The 14505-nt window shown below is 54.6% G+C and carries 13 protein-coding genes and 4 tRNA genes; all 17 read right to left on the bottom strand.

The annotated features are described in order from the left end of the window. Positions 1-23 precede the first annotated feature (23 nt). Positions 24-4136, bottom strand: coding sequence for a DNA-directed RNA polymerase subunit beta (rpoB, locus tag C5F52_RS22205; protein ID WP_104800535.1), 4113 nt, complete (start codon positions 4134-4136; stop codon positions 24-26). Positions 4137-4394: 258 nt separating this feature from the next. After that, positions 4395-4766, bottom strand: coding sequence for a 50S ribosomal protein L7/L12 (gene rplL / locus C5F52_RS22200; RefSeq protein ID WP_104800534.1), 372 nt, complete (start codon positions 4764-4766; stop codon positions 4395-4397). A 39-nt stretch (positions 4767-4805) separates the two neighbouring features. After that, the gene (rplJ, locus tag C5F52_RS22195; protein WP_104800533.1) at positions 4806-5306 is read right to left on the bottom strand and encodes a 50S ribosomal protein L10; all 501 of its coding nucleotides are present in this window, start codon (positions 5304-5306) and stop codon (positions 4806-4808) included. Positions 5307-5569: 263 nt separating this feature from the next. Further along, a complete protein-coding gene (rplA, locus tag C5F52_RS22190) occupies positions 5570-6265 on the bottom strand; it encodes a 50S ribosomal protein L1 (RefSeq protein WP_104800532.1) in 696 nt (231 codons plus the stop codon). A 1-nt stretch (position 6266) separates the two neighbouring features. Further along, positions 6267-6698 (bottom strand): 50S ribosomal protein L11, encoded by a 432-nt coding sequence (gene rplK, locus C5F52_RS22185; RefSeq protein ID WP_104800531.1) that lies wholly within the window; start codon positions 6696-6698, stop codon positions 6267-6269. Between the two features lie 112 nt (positions 6699-6810). After that, positions 6811-7407, bottom strand: a complete 597-nt coding sequence (gene nusG / locus C5F52_RS22180; RefSeq protein ID WP_104800530.1) for a transcription termination/antitermination protein NusG — start codon at positions 7405-7407, stop codon at positions 6811-6813. After that, positions 7407-7790, bottom strand: coding sequence for a preprotein translocase subunit SecE (secE, locus tag C5F52_RS22175; RefSeq protein WP_104800529.1), 384 nt, complete (start codon positions 7788-7790; stop codon positions 7407-7409). Before secE ends, nusG begins: the two co-directional genes overlap by 1 nt. Before the next feature lie 99 nt (positions 7791-7889). Beyond that, a tRNA-Trp gene (locus C5F52_RS22170) sits at positions 7890-7963 on the bottom strand. A gap of 24 nt (positions 7964-7987) precedes the next feature. After that, on the bottom strand, positions 7988-9178 hold the full coding sequence (gene tuf / locus C5F52_RS22165; RefSeq protein ID WP_104796798.1) for an elongation factor Tu: 1191 nt from the start codon (positions 9176-9178) through the stop codon (positions 7988-7990). A 37-nt stretch (positions 9179-9215) separates the two neighbouring features. Next, positions 9216-9290, bottom strand: a tRNA-Thr gene (locus C5F52_RS22160). Between the two features lie 39 nt (positions 9291-9329). Continuing rightward, positions 9330-9403 (bottom strand) — tRNA-Gly (locus C5F52_RS22155). Positions 9404-9466: 63 nt separating this feature from the next. Beyond that, positions 9467-9552 (bottom strand) — tRNA-Tyr (locus tag C5F52_RS22150). A 60-nt stretch (positions 9553-9612) separates the two neighbouring features. Beyond that, entirely contained in the window at positions 9613-10410 is a 798-nt protein-coding gene (locus C5F52_RS22145; protein ID WP_104800576.1) for a uracil-DNA glycosylase, read from the bottom strand. A gap of 9 nt (positions 10411-10419) precedes the next feature. Then, positions 10420-11211 (bottom strand): indole-3-glycerol phosphate synthase TrpC, encoded by a 792-nt coding sequence (gene trpC / locus C5F52_RS22140; RefSeq protein ID WP_104800528.1) that lies wholly within the window; start codon positions 11209-11211, stop codon positions 10420-10422. Between the two features lie 28 nt (positions 11212-11239). Continuing rightward, entirely contained in the window at positions 11240-12289 is a 1050-nt protein-coding gene (trpD, locus tag C5F52_RS22135) for an anthranilate phosphoribosyltransferase (protein WP_104800527.1), read from the bottom strand. Between the two features lie 9 nt (positions 12290-12298). Beyond that, positions 12299-12868 (bottom strand): aminodeoxychorismate/anthranilate synthase component II, encoded by a 570-nt coding sequence (locus C5F52_RS22130; RefSeq protein ID WP_104800526.1) that lies wholly within the window; start codon positions 12866-12868, stop codon positions 12299-12301. Further along, complete coding sequence (trpE, locus tag C5F52_RS22125) at positions 12865-14376, bottom strand: anthranilate synthase component I (RefSeq protein WP_104800525.1); 1512 nt, start codon at positions 14374-14376, stop codon at positions 12865-12867. Before trpE ends, C5F52_RS22130 begins: the two co-directional genes overlap by 4 nt. Positions 14377-14505: the final 129 nt, after the last annotated feature.

Genomic DNA, 14505 nt, shown 5'->3' with positions numbered 1-14505 from the left:
AAATCCTTATGTCGTCAAACCGCTTAAGCGCGGTCCAACTCAATGTCGATGCCCAATGAACGAATTTCTTTGACCAACACGTTGAACGATTCGGGCATGCCCGCTTCGATCGAGTGCTCGCCTTTGACAATGCTCTCGTACACCTTGGTACGGCCTTGCACGTCGTCGGACTTGACGGTCAACATTTCTTGCAATGTGTAAGACGCGCCGTAAGCTTCCAAAGCCCACACCTCCATCTCACCGAAACGCTGGCCACCGAACTGAGCCTTACCACCCAGCGGCTGCTGTGTGACCAAGCTGTATGGACCGGTAGAACGTGCGTGCATCTTGTCGTCGACCAAATGGTGGAGCTTCAAGAAGTGCATGTAGCCGATGGTGGTTGGACGCTCGAAAGCTTCGCCAGTACGACCGTCAAACAAGTTCGCTTGTGTACGTGTAGCTGTCAGACCCTTAGCCTTGGCGATGTCATCTGGGTAAGCCAACTTCAACATGGTGCGGATGTCTTCTTCTGCAGCGCCGTCGAACACGGGGGTTGCGAAAGGCACACCGTTGGTCAAGTTGCCAGCCATCTCGACAATTTGCGTGTCGTTGAGCTTGCTCAGGTCTTCCTTGCGGCCAGAACCGTTGTACAACTCTTCCATGAAGGCGCGGATTTCAGCGGCCTTGGCTTGCTCTTGGAGCATGTTGCCAATGCGTTGGCCAATACCTTTACCAGCCCACCCCAAGTGAACTTCCAACACCTGACCCACGTTCATACGTGAAGGAACGCCCAAGGGGTTCAACACGATGTCGCAAGGTGTGCCGTCGGCCATGTAAGGCATGTCTTCGACCGGAACGATCTTTGACACCACACCCTTGTTACCGTGACGACCGGCCATCTTGTCACCAGGCTGCAAGCGACGCTTGACGGCCAAATAGACCTTGACCATCTTCAACACGCCTGCTGGCAACTCGTCGCCTTGCGTCAACTTCTTGCGCTTCTCTTCGAAGGCCAAGTCAAAGCTGTGACGGGTTTGTTCCATCGCGTTCTTGATGCTTTCCAACTGGCCAGCAGTTTCTTCATCAGAAGGACGGATGTCGAACCAGTGGAACTTCTCGACGGAAGCCAAATAGGCCTTGTCGATCTTGCTGCCCTTGGCCAACTTGTTAGGACCACCGTTGGCGGTTTTGCCGTTCAAGAGTTTTTCGATACGGTCAAACGCGTCAGCTTCCACGATGCGGAGCTGGTCGTTCAAGTCGAGGCGGAAACGCTTGAGTTCGTCATCAATGATTTGCTGAGCACGCTTGTCACGAACAATACCTTCACGAGTGAAGACTTGCACGTCGATGACCGTACCTTGCGAACCTTGGCTCACGCGCAGTGATGTGTCTTTCACATCGCTGGCTTTTTCGCCGAAGATTGCGCGCAACAGTTTTTCTTCTGGTGTCAGTGTGGTTTCGCCTTTAGGCGTGACCTTGCCGACCAGTGTGTCGCCGGGTTGCACTTCTGCACCCACGTAGATGATGCCGGAGTCATCCAAACGGTTGAGTTGTTGCTCAGCCAAGTTTGGAATATCGCGTGTGATTTCTTCTGCACCCAACTTGGTGTCACGCGCCATCACCACGAGTTCTTCGATGTGGATCGAGGTGTAGCGGTCTTCTGCCACCACGCGCTCGCTGATCAAGATCGAGTCTTCGAAGTTGTAGCCGTTCCATGGCATGAAGGCGATCAACATGTTTTGACCGATGGCGATTTCACCCAGGTCAGTTGATGCACCGTCAGCCACCACGTCACCCTTAGCAATCTTGTCGCCACGCTTGACGATTGGACGCTGATGGATGTTGGTGTTTTGGTTCGAACGTTGGTACTTGATGAGGTTGTAGATGTCCACGCCCACTTCGCCAGCTGTGGCTTCAGCGTCGTTCACGCGAACCACAACGCGCGTTGCGTCAACATAGTCAACCACGCCGCCACGAGTAGCAGTCACCACAGTGCCTGAGTCGACCGCAGCAACGCGCTCAATACCGGTACCGACCATTGGTTTTTCTGGACGCAACACAGGCACGGCTTGGCGTGACATGTTGGCACCCATCAACGCGCGGTTCGCGTCATCGTGCTCGAGGAACGGAACCAAAGAGGCCGCCACTGACACGATCTGAGCTGGAGACACGTCCATGTACTGGATGCGCTCTGCGCCGCACAAAATGGATTCGCCGTTTTCACGGGCAGACACCAAGTCGCCAGTCAGCTTGCCGTCTTTATCCAAAGCCGCGTTGGCCTGAGCGATGACGTATTTGCCTTCTTCGATGGCGGACAAGTAATCGATGTCCATCGTCACTTTGGCATCGACCACGCGACGGTATGGGGTTTCGATGAAACCGTACTCGTTCAAGCGGGCGTACAAAGCCAAAGAGTTGATCAAACCAATGTTTGGACCTTCTGGCGTTTCGATGGGACACACACGACCGTAGTGGGTCACGTGCACGTCACGCACTTCAAAGCCTGCACGTTCGCGCGTCAAACCGCCTGGGCCCAAAGCAGAGACGCGACGCTTGTGCGTGATCTCGGCCAATGGGTTCGTTTGGTCCATGAACTGTGACAACTGTGATGCGCCGAAGAATTCTTTGAGCGCAGCAGAGATTGGCTTGGAGTTGATCAAGTCGTGAGGCATGAGCGGCTCTTGCTCGGCTTGGCCCAAACGCTCTTTCACAGCTTTTTCGATACGTGCCAAACCTGTGCGGTATTGGTTTTCGGCCAATTCGCCCACGCAACGCACGCGACGGTTACCCAAGTGGTCGATGTCATCGACTTCGCCACGGCCGTTACGCAAGTCCACCAAGATCTTCACAACTGACAAGATGTCGTCGTTGGTCAAGACCATAGGACCTGTAGATTCAGCAGTACCCACTTTGGCGTTGAACTTCATACGACCCACGCGCGACAAATCGTACGTGTCTGGGTTGTAGAACAAGCGTTGGAACAAAGCTTGCACCGCATCTTCAGTTGGCGGCTCGCCAGGGCGCATCATGCGATAGATGGCCACGCGTGCAGCGAATTCGTCCACGGTTTCGTCTGTACGCAGCGTTTGCGAAATGTACGCACCTTGGTCGAGTTCGTTGGTGTAGATACATTGCAGTTCTTGCACGCCGGCTTCGCGCAATTTCTTGAGCAAGGCTTCTGTCAACTCATCGTTGGCACGGGCAATCAATTCGCCGGTGTCGCTGTCGATGATGTTCTTGGACAGCACGCGGCCAATCAAGAAATCTTCTGGCACGCTGATGTGCGTGGTTTTGCTTTCGTCCAACTCGCGGGTGTGACGTGCAGTCACGCGCTTGTCTTTGGCAACGATCACTTTGCCTGCTTTGTCAGTGATGTCAAAGCGAGCCACTTCGCCGCGCAGACGCTCGGCCACAAATTCCATTTGTGCGCCGCTGTCCATCAAGCGGAAGTTGTCGTTCACGAAGAAGTTCGCGAGGATGGTTTCTGGTGTCAAGCCGATGGCTTTCAACAGAATAGACACGGGCATCTTGCGACGACGGTCGACGCGGAAATACAGCAAGTCTTTGGGATCGAATTCGAAATCGAGCCATGAACCGCGGTAGGGGATGATGCGCGCGCTGAACAACAATTTGCCAGAGCTGTGTGTCTTGCCCTTGTCGTGTTCGAAGAACACGCCAGGTGAACGGTGCAACTGAGACACGATCACGCGCTCGGTACCGTTGATGATGAAGGAACCTTTGTCAGTCATCAAAGGCACTTCGCCCATGTAGACCTCTTGCTCTTTCACTTCCTTGACCACTTTGGACTGTGGCGTCGAAGACTCACGGTCGTAAATGATGAGTTGCACGCGTGCGCGCACAGCTGAGGAGAAAGTCAAACCACGGGTTTGGCATTCGCGCACGTCAAAAGCGGGCTTGGCCAAGTTGTATTCGAGATATTTCATCTCGACAAAACCGTTGTGCGACACGATCGGGAATGCAGCTTCAAAAGCAGCTTGCAGACCTTCGTTGGTACGCTTTTTAGGGATGACGTCAGCTTGCAAAAACGCGGTATACGCGTCTTTTTGCATTTGCAACAAATAAGGAATTTCCAGCACGCTGTCGCGGCTGCCGAAACTCTTGCGGATACGCTTGCGTTCGGTGTATGAATAGGCCATGAGATCTCCGGGCTTGATCTTTCAGAACTGTTTTCTGCATGAGACATCACGTCCCATACATCAGGCTTGGCGGCTGGCCTCTACCAGCGTTGGCGGACGGTTGCGCATTGCACGCAACCCGAACCAAGGCATCTTCTGCAGTTGGGGTCAGAAGACACTCAAAAGAAGGTTAATTTCGACCTGCTTTTGGGTGCGCTCTGTAAGCACAGAAGGCTGGAGGCCCTATTCGGGACACTCCAGCCTTGAAGGGAAACCGAATTACTTCAGTTCAACCTTAGCACCAGCTTCTTCGAGCTTCTTCTTAGCGGCTTCAGCGTCAGCCTTAGAAGCGCCTTCTTTCACAGCCTTTGGAGCGCCGTCAACCATGTCTTTGGCTTCTTTCAAGCCCAGACCGGTGATTTCGCGAACTGCTTTAATCACGGACACTTTGTTTGCGCCGGCTTCCATCAACATGACGTTGAATTCAGTCTTCTCTTCTGCAGCAGCGGCACCGCCCCCAGCAGCAGCAGGAGCGGCCATAGCGGCAGCGCTCACGCCAAACTTCTCTTCGATGGCTTTCACCAGTTCGTTGAGTTCCAAGACCGTCATGCTGTCGAGCGCGGTCAAAAATGCGTCTTTATCGAATGCCATTTTTATTTCCTAACAATTAGTTAAAACACAAGCTGCGCATTAAGCGGCAGCTGTTTCGCCTTTTTGAGCAGCCAAAGCGCCCAACACCACTGCGGTGCGAGACATAGGCGACATCAACAAGCCACACAACTGAGCCAACAACACTTCTTTCGAAGGGATGCTTGCCAATTGCTTAACGCCGTTCGCGTCCAAAGCTTTACCACCGTAAACGCCAGCGCGGATCACCAACTTGTCGTTGGTTTTCGCGAAGTTAGCCACCACCTTAGCGGCAGCAATTGCGTCAACAGAGAAGCCATAGATCAGCGGGCCGGTCATCTGGTCGGCGACAACTTCAAATGAGCTACCAGTCACAGCACGGCGTGCGAGTGTGTTTTTCAACACGCTCAGGGTCACACCGTTGCTGCGCGCTTGGTTGCGCAATTTGGTCATGTCAGCGACCGTGATGCCGCGGTATTCCGCAATCACCAGCGTTTGAGCTTGGGCGGCGAGCGTGGTCACTTCTGAAATGACCGCTTCTTTCTCACTGCGATTAAGACTCAAGGTCTACTCCTTTAAATGTGTTGTCAGGCTTTTGCCCTTCAACACGCCACTTTTGCAGCGACCTAACTGTCAGGAAGAATTCCGTCGAGCGGGATCGCCATCTGCGTTGGTCAATCAAATTAAGCGGGGCAAGCCCCGCACCAACGGTCTTGGATGGCCTGTGCAACTCCGAAAAGCTGCCTCAGCCCACCACTCTGAACCACGCTTTCACGTGGTTCGGATTTTTGAGCGCGACTTGCGCGCTCAGATTCAAAGTCGTCGCCTTAAGCGCCAACAGTTTGCAAATCAACGCGCACGCCCACACCCATGGTGGAGGACACGGCGACTTTGCGCAGGTAAACACCCTTGCTTGAAGCAGGCTTGGCCTTGTTCAAAGCTTCGATCAGTGCAGCCAAGTTGCCTTGCAATTTGTCTGTGTCGAATGAACGACGGCCGATGGTGCCGTGCACGATACCGGCTTTGTCAACGCGGAACTGGACTTGACCAGCTTTGGCGTTGCGCACAGCAGTCGCGACGTCTGGTGTGACGGTGCCGACTTTGGGGTTAGGCATCAGACCGCGTGGGCCCAAGATTTGACCCAAAGTACCCACAACGCGCATCGCGTCAGGGGCAGCGATCACCACGTCGAAAGGCATGTCGCCGGCTTTGACCATAGCGGCCAAGTCGTCCATACCAACGATGTCAGCACCAGCGGCTTTGGCTTCTTCAGCCTTTGCGCCTTGTGCGAACACAGCCACGCGAGCAGTTTTACCAGTGCCGTTAGGCAAGACCACGGCGCCACGCACCACTTGATCAGATTTCTTAGCGTCGATACCGAGTTGCACTGCAACGTCGATGGACTCATCGAACTTGGCAGTGGCGCACTCTTTGACAATACCCAAGGCATCGACCAAAGCGTACAGCTTGGTGCTTTCAACTTTGCCTTCGAAGGCTTTTTGTTTTTTAGTCAACTTGGCCATCTCACACGCCCTCCACAGTCACGCCCATCGAGCGGGCAGAGCCGGCGATGATGCGAACAGCCGCGTCTAAGTCGGCAGCATTCAAGTCTTCCATCTTGGTTTTGGCGATCTCTTCGAGCTGAGCGCGAGTGATCTTGCCAACTTTGTCGACGTGTGGACGGGCAGAACCCTTGTCCAACTTGATAGCTTTCTTGATCAAGGTGGTCGCTGGAGGCGTCTTGATGATGAAAGTGAATGACTTATCCGCAAATGCAGTGATGACCACTGGCAATGGCAGACCTGGCTCAACGCCTTGGGTCTGGGCGTTGAACGCCTTGCAGAATTCCATGATGTTCAAACCACGTTGACCCAATGCTGGGCCAATAGGTGGCGATGGATTAGCTTTACCTGCTGGAACTTGCAGCTTGATAAAACCGACGATTTTTTTCGCCATGCTTTTCTCCTTGCGGGTACAAACGTTCTTTCGAACTCCCCGGGGTTAACGACTCTCTTCTAATGTTTGGCACCGAGTCGGGAAGCGCCAAACCACAAACTTTTTAAACCGATCAGGTCTTTTCGATCTGACCGAATTCCAATTCGACTGGCGTTGCACGACCAAAGATGGTGACCGAGACGCGCACCTTGCTCTTTTCGTAGTTGACTTCTTCGACGGAGCCATTGAAGTCGGTGAACGGGCCTTCTTTGACACGCACCAACTCGCCCACCATGAATTCCACCTTGTGACGAGGCTTGTCAGCACCGTCTTGCATTTGGCTCACGATTTTCTGAACTTCAGCTTCAGAGATGGGCGCAGGACGGTTCTTAGCCCCCCCCACGAAACCTGTCACCTTGTTGGTGTGCTTCACCAAGTGCCATGACTCGTCATCCATGACCATTTCAACAAACACGTAGCCCGGAAAAAACTTGCGCTCAGCGGTACGACGCTGGCCGTTTTTCATCTCAACCACCTCTTCAGTTGGCACCAAGATACGACCAAATTTGGTTTCCATGCCAGCGCGCGCAATGCTTTCGCGAATGTTGCGCTCGACGGCTTTTTCCATGCCGGAGTAAGCATGAACCACATACCAACGCAAATCAGGATTCACGTAAGCAGGTGGCGTTGAAGCCGCGTCAGCGGCGGCGTTGTCGATGATGTCGCTCATTATTTTTTCCAGCCCAGAATCAGGTCGTAAAACACCCATTCGAGGGTCTTATCGGTCAACCACAAGAACAGCGCCATGATCACCACAAAGGCAAACACATACAGAGTCATTTGCGTGGACTCTTTACGAGTTGGCCACACGACCTTATTAACTTCGCGCCACGCGTCATTACCAAAAGCCACCAACTGGCGACCAGGCAAAGACAACAAGAAAACCACCACCGCAGCCACCAAGCCACCGACCAATGTCAGCCATTGGACGATAGCACCTTGCGCAGGCAGCATGTAAAAACCTGCCAACGCAGCCACGACCAACCCCACCACCAAGACAAGTTTTGCTTTGTCGGCCGTCGTCGAGACGGTTTCAATATTTGCTGCAGACATGAATGAGGGTTTTCCTGTACCGTTTTTTATGCGTTGATTAAGACACCGAAGCCCGCCATCTTGGCGGGCTTGGTAAACCACAGAGCTTTAAAACTTTAGTGGCAGGGGCGGAGGGAATCGAACCCCCATCGACGGTTTTGGAAACCGCAACTTTACCACTAAGCTACGCCCCTAAATCTAGCGCTTAAATTTGTGAATTAAGCAATGATCTTGGCAACCACACCGGCGCCAACAGTCTTACCGCCTTCGCGGATAGCGAAGCGCAAGCCTTCTTCCATCGCAATGGGGTGGATCAACTTCACAGTGATCGACACGTTATCACCTGGCATCACCATCTCTTTGCCTTCTGGCAACTCGATAGCACCTGTCACGTCAGTCGTACGGAAGTAGAACTGGGGACGGTAGTTGTTGAAGAATGGTGTGTGGCGGCCGCCTTCGTCTTTAGACAACACATAGATCTCAGCTGTGAAGTGTGTGTGTGGCTTGACTGAACCTGGCTTGCACAGCACTTGACCGCGCTGCACGTCTTCGCGCTTTGTACCGCGCAACAAGATACCAACGTTGTCACCAGCTTGGCCTTGGTCCAGCAATTTGCGGAACATTTCCACGCCGGTACAAGTGGTCTTGACTGTGTCAACAATACCCACGATTTCGATTTCTTCGCCGACTTTGATGATGCCGCGCTCGATACGACCGGTCACCACAGTGCCGCGGCCAGAGATCGAGAACACGTCTTCCACTGGCATCAAGAAAGCACCGTCCACTGCGCGCTCAGGCGTAGGGATGTAGCTGTCCAAAGCAGCAGCCAATTTCAGGATAGCTTCTTCACCCAATGGACCCTTGTCGCCTTCGAGGGCCAGCTTAGCTGAACCTTGAATGATTGGGGTGTCGTCACCTGGGAAGTCGTATTTCTCGAGAAGTTCGCGAACTTCCATTTCGACCAATTCCAACAACTCAGCGTCGTCCACCATGTCGCACTTGTTCAAGAACACGATGATGTAAGGCACGCCCACCTGACGAGCCAACAAGATGTGCTCGCGAGTTTGTGGCATTGGGCCGTCAGCAGCTGAACACACCAAAATAGCGCCGTCCATTTGAGCAGCGCCAGTGATCATGTTTTTCACATAGTCGGCGTGACCAGGACAGTCCACGTGTGCGTAGTGACGTGTTTCAGTCTCGTACTCAACGTGAGCGGTGTTGATCGTGATACCGCGCGCTTTTTCTTCTGGAGCCGCGTCAATTTGGTCGTAAGCCTTAGCTTCGCCGCCAAACTTCAAAGACAGGATCGTGGTGATCGCAGCTGTCAAAGTTGTTTTGCCGTGGTCAACGTGACCAATGGTGCCCACGTTCACGTGCGGCTTGGTACGTTCAAATTTTCCTTTTGCCATCTTTCGACTCCAAAAAATAGGTCAATCACAAAAATTCTGGTGCCCTTGGCGGGAATCGGACCCGCGACCTCTCCCTTACCAAGGGAGTGCTCTACCACTGAGCCACAAGGGCAAATCATTGATCGCCAATCAATCCATCGAAAACCACAGGTGGAGCGGGAGACGGGAATCGAACCCGCGTCATTAGCTTGGAAGGCTAGGGTTCTACCATTGAACTACTCCCGCATCAGATCAGAAAAGATCGTCACAGTTGCAGGCCTACCGGCACTTCTACTTGTTGGTTTTCGCTGGTGGAGGGGACTGGATTCGAACCAGTGTAGGCGTAAGCCAACAGATTTACAGTCTGCCCCCTTTAGCCACTCGGGCACCCCTCCGGCGAATCGCGAACTATAGCAGAGTTTTAGGGTATTCGCGAGTCTTCGGACCCAAATGGCTCACAAATTCCATTCCAAGCTCAGGTTTTTCTGCGCCAACCAAATCTTGGCTTGCGAAAAATGACCGCAACCGATGAAGGGCCGTGGCGGGCGCAAGGCCGACAACGGCGAGGGATGGTTAGCCTTGAGCACCAAAGCCTCGCGTTTGAGAGGTGCGCCATCACGCAAACCCAGAAAACCTGTCGACTGGGCACAGGTTTCGCGCTCAATCAATTCAGCCTTGGCTTGGGCGTGACCACCCCAGAGCATGTACACGCACGCAGGCGCGGTGCGCGCCACCTCGGTCAACAAGGCATCCGTCAACTGCTCCCACCCGCGCTTGGCATGACTGGCGGGCTGGCCATCTTCCACCGTCAAACTGGTGTTGAGTAGCAAAACCCCACGCTTGGCCCAGGCCTCTAAAGAGCCACTGGTTGGCGCGGGTTGACTCAAGTCACGTTGAAGCTCTTTGAAAATGTTTCGTAACGAGGGCGGAATCTTGACGCCAGGCGCCACTGAAAAAGACAAACCTTGCGCTTGGTGCGGCCCGTGATAAGGGTCCTGCCCCAAGATGACCACTTTCACCTGGGACAAAGGCGTCAGCTGCAACGCCCACAAAGGATGCTTGGGATACACCACCGCGCCAGCATCTAAGCGCGATTGCACAAAACTTGCCAATGACATGCCTTGTGCGCTGCGCCAAAACGCATCGAGCACAGGCTGCCAATCAGACTGGACAGCCCAATCAGCTGGCGACCAACGGGTCAAATGCGGCGCACCAACCTCTGCCGGCAACGTTTCGCCAAACAAGTCACCCATCATGCGCAGTTAAGCAGCAAACAATTCGGCCAAAGCTTTACCGGGGTCAGCGGCACGCATGAACGCCTCGCCGACCAAGAACGCATGCACATTCGCATCGCGCATTTTTTGCACATCGCTGCGCTGCAAGATGCCACTCTCAGTGATCAGCAAACGGTCAGCCGGCACATCTTTGAGCATGCCAATCGTCGTGTCGAGCGACACCTCAAAGGTGCGCAAGTTGCGGTTGTTGATGCCCACCAACGGCGTTTTGAGTTTGAGCGCGCGTTGCAACTCAGCCGCGTCATGCACTTCCACCAACACAGCCATATCTAAGTTGCGCGCAATGGCTTCCATCTCCGCCATTTGCGTATCGGTCAAGCAAGCGGCAATCAGCAAGATGCAGTCCGCGCCCATCACGCGCGCTTCGTACACCTGATACGGGTCAACCATGAAGTCTTTGCGCAGCACAGGCAAGTCACATGATGCGCGGGCTTGCTTGAGGTAATCCACTTGGCCTTGGAAGAAGTCTTTGTCAGTCAACACAGACAAACACGCTGCGCCATGTTCGGCATAGCTTTGGGCGATGTCGGCAGGAATGAAGTCCTCACGAATCACACCTTTGGATGGACTGGCTTTTTTGATCTCGGCAATCACCGCAGGCAAGCCCGCAGCAATCTTGGCGCGCAGCGCGCCCACAAAGTCACGCGTGAGCACACGGCTTTCGGCATCAGCACGCATGGCCGCCAATGATTTGCGCTGTAAGGCCGCTGCCACCTCTTGGTGTTTGACGGCCACGATTTTGTTCAAGATGTCTGACATGTGTTTCTTTCTTGCGCCAAGCGCTTATTTATGCAGCAGTGAGCTGATGCGCCACGGTGACCAATTGATCCAGCTTGGCCTTGGCTGCACCCGAAGCCAGCACTTGACGTGCAAGGGCAATGCCAGCTTCGATGCTGTCAGCCACATTGGCCGCATACAAAGCCGCGCCAGCATTGAGCACCACAATGTCGCGTGCAGGACCAGCTTGGTTGTCCAACACGCCCAGCAACATGGCACGCGATTGCTCTGGCGTTTCCACGCGCAAAGCGCGGTTGCTGCTCATGGCAAAGCCAAAGTCTTCGGGGTGAATTTCATACTCGCGCACTTGGCCGTCTTTGAGCTCACCCACCAAGGTGGCCGCACCCAAGGACACCTCGTCCAGACCATCGCGACCGTACACCACCAACGCGTGTTCGGCACCCAAACGCTCTAAAGCGCGCACTTGGATACCCACCAAGTCGGGGTGAAACACACCCATCAAAATATTGTGAGCGCTGGCAGGATTGGTGAGTGGACCCAAGATGTTGAAGATGGTGCGCACGCCCAGCTCTTTGCGAACCGGAGCCACATTTTTCATCGCGGGATGATGGTTGGGCGCAAACATGAAGCCAATGCCCACATCGGCAATGCACTTGGCAATTTGCGCTGGCGGCAAATTGATGTTGACGCCCAAGCTCTCCAACACATCGGCGCTGCCGCTTTTGCTGCTCACGCTGCGGCCACCGTGTTTGCTGACTTTGCCGCCTGCAGCGGCCACCACGAACATCGAGCAAGTCGAAATATTGAAGGTATGCGAACCATCACCACCTGTGCCCACGATGTCCACCATGTGCGTGCGGTCGGGCACATCCACCTTGGTGGAGAACTCGCGCATCACTTGTGCTGCAGCAGTGATTTCTCCAATCGTTTCTTTCTTCACGCGCAAAGCAGCGATGAACGCCGACATCAACACCGGAGACATTTCGCCCGACATGATGAGGCGCATGATGTGCAGCATCTCGTCGTGAAAAATCTCACGATGCTCGATGACGCGCTGTAACGCTTCTTGGGGCGTGATTGCATGGATAGTGGTTGTCATCGCCAGCCTTTACAGAAAGTTTTTCAGCATGGCGTGACCATGCTCAGTGAGGATGGATTCGGGGTGGAACTGCACGCCCTGAATGTCTAGCTCGGTGTGTCGCACGCCCATGATTTCGCCGTCATCCGTCCACGCCGTGACCTTGAGGCACGAGGGGCAAGACGCACGCTCAATCGCCAGCGAGTGGTAGCGGTTGACCGTGAACTTCTCGGGCAGCCCTGCAAACACGCCCTCTTGCGTGGTGGTGATGATGCTGGTCTTGCCATGCATCAACTCTTGCGCACGAATGATCTTGCCGCCAAATGCGGCGCCAATGCTTTGATGCCCCAGGCATACCCCCAAGATAGGCAGCTTGCCAGCAAAGTGCTGGATGGCCGCCACCGAAATACCCGCCTCAGCGGGTGAGCATGGGCCAGGCGAAATCACCAAGCGGTCGGGCTTGCGCGCGGCGATGCCTTCGAGTGTGATTTCGTCGTTGCGAAACACCTCGACCTCTGCACCCAACTCACCAAAGTATTGAACGATGTTGAAGGTGAAGCTGTCGTAGTTGTCGACCATGAGAAGTTTGATCTTGCTCATTCCAAGCCCTCCTCAACCAATTCGCTGGCACGCAACAAGGCGCGCGCTTTGTGTTCGGTTTCTCGCCACTCCAACTCAGGCACCGAATCGGCCACCACACCGGCGGCAGCTTGCACATAGAGCGTGTCGTTTTTAATGATGCCCGTGCGAATGGCAATCGCCACATCCATGTCGCCTGCAAAACTGAGGTAACCACAAGCGCCGCCGTACAAGCCGCGCTTGGTGGGTTCGAGCTGGTCAATCAATTCCATCGCGTGCACTTTGGGCGCACCGGTCAACGTGCCCGCAGGGAATGTGGCCTTGAGCACATCCATGCTGGTGAGCGGTTGGCCATCTGCGCCGTCGAGCAACAAACCTTCCACGTTGCTCACGATGTGCATCACGTGGCTGTAACGCTCCACCACAAAGGCCTCGGTCACTTTGACGCTGCCTGTCTTGGCAATGCGACCAATGTCGTTGCGAGCAAGGTCAATCAACATCACATGCTCGGCGCGTTCTTTGGGATCGTTGATGAGCTCAACCTCTGCCGCCTTGTCTGCCTCAGGCGTTGCACCGCGTGGACGCGTACCAGCCAAGGGACGGATGGTGACTTTTTGCCCTTCGGGTGTGGACTCTTGACGCACCAAAATCTCAGGCGATGCGCCCACCACATGGGCATCGCCGAGGTTGTAGTAATACATGTACGGGCTGGGGTTCAACGAACGCAGCGCACGATACAAGGACAGCGGACTGGCCGTGAATTTTTTGTGAATGCGCTGGCCCACTTGAACTTGCATGAAGTCACCCGCTGCAATCAAGTCTTTGGCACGCAGCACAGCCGCCAAGTAATCGTCTTTCGCAAAGCTGCGCTCAGCGGGATGGCTGGTACAAGGCGCAATCGATGGCGCTTGCGCAGGGGCTTTCAAGCGCTGCTTCAATTCAGCCAGACGCGCCTGCGCTTGTGGGTAGGCATCGGGCTGTGCGGGGTCTGCATAGACGATGAGCGAAAGCTTGCCTGAGAGGTTGTCAATCACCGCCAACTCTTCTGTTTGCAGCAGCAAGATGTCGGGCATACCCAAATCATCGGGCGGGCACGAGTGGACCAACTTCTTTTCGATGTGACGCACCGTGTCGTAACCAAAGTAGCCAGCCAAGCCGCCACAAAAACGCGGCAACCCTTGGCGCAATGCCACTTTGAAACGCTTTTGGTAATCGGCCACAAAGTCGAGCGGGTTGCCTGCGTGGGTTTCAACCACCACGCCATCGGTCACCACCTCGGTCTTGGCCGCTTCGCCAAAACCACTGGCACGCAACAACGTGCGAGCGGGCAAACCAATGAAGCTGTAACGCCCAAAGCGCTCGCCACCCACCACAGACTCCAGCAAGAAGCTGCGCTCGCCCTTGTTTTGCACATGGGCCAGCTTGAGATACAGCGAGAGCGGGGTTTCTAAGTCGGCAAAGGCCTCGGCCACCAACGGGATGCGGTTGTAGCCCTCTTGGGCCAGTTGTTTGAATTCGGTTTCAGTCATTGTGAGCCTCCACAGCTCGACCCCATCGCACTGGGGCGTTCATTCGGACAAGTGCTGAGCAGCTAGCGTGTGCTTCAGCGCGGGCACGGCATCAGTGAACCTGAGCGTGCTTTTAGACAAGCGCAGACG

The organism is Limnohabitans sp. TS-CS-82 (genome assembly GCF_002943475.1).
This window is presented reverse-complemented; position numbering and strand designations above follow the sequence as displayed.